The organism is Bacillus sp. JJ1503 (assembly GCF_036965125.1).
GTDB lineage: Bacteria > Bacillota > Bacilli > Bacillales > Cytobacillaceae > Cytobacillus.
Window position 1 is genome coordinate 14,793 of the sequence record NZ_JBALOZ010000061.1, and the last position, 779, is coordinate 15,571.

General features: G+C 38.9%; 1 protein-coding gene. It reads right to left on the minus strand.

All coding sequences use genetic code 11. The annotated features are described in order from the left end of the window. Window positions 1–175 precede the first annotated feature (175 nt). The coding region (locus V7149_RS05675; protein ID WP_335344681.1) for a S1C family serine protease at window positions 176–779 on the minus strand (604 nt) is incomplete at its 5' end.

Here is a 779-nt window from a genome sequence, read left to right on the forward strand (position 1 = left end):
AAAAGTCCAAGCAGCCGTGCTGGACGGACAATTCAAGGTGGGTAAGCGTTTAAAAAGTCCAAGCAGCTGTGCTGGATGGACATTTCAAGGTGAGTAGCCTTTCACACTAATCATTAGAAATAGTCTCAATGCTGCTTTATCAGAAATTCTTTTATTTAAGCATCGAAGCACAAACTTAATACCCCTCAGGTAATTTCTCCAGCACCTTCTCAATCGGAATGGCAAGTCCTATTTGATCCTTCGTAGATAATGCAAAAACAACTCCAATCACATTTCCTTCTAAATTGATAACTGGACTTCCGCTGTTTCCGTTATAGATCGGGGATGAGAGCATAAGAACTCCATTTTTATTAGACCCCTCTATTATTTCTCCATCAATCGCAATTTGATTGTGTAAAAGCGGATTGCCAATTACGTAAATTTGATCGGAAACAGCCCATGTATTAGGCTGACCTAAAGAAAGTGCGGGTAATTGTTCACCATTAATTTGTAAAAAGGCAAGATCGATGTCGGGATATGATTGTAAAATGATGGCTTGGTAAATGTCTCCGTTCGAGAATGTGACGGTTATTGGATACATGTTATCGACAACATGGTGATTTGTAATGATTAACCCATTTTCAGATATATTGAATCCAGTTCCTTTGGAATGCTGGTCGTGCACAGTAACAACGGCTTCTTTATACTTCTGAATCTCTTCCTGTTTCGATAGCTCAGCTGATTTCTGTAAAAAATTTATCGATGATAGATTAAAGACTTGCGGCCAAATTTGAAGCAGG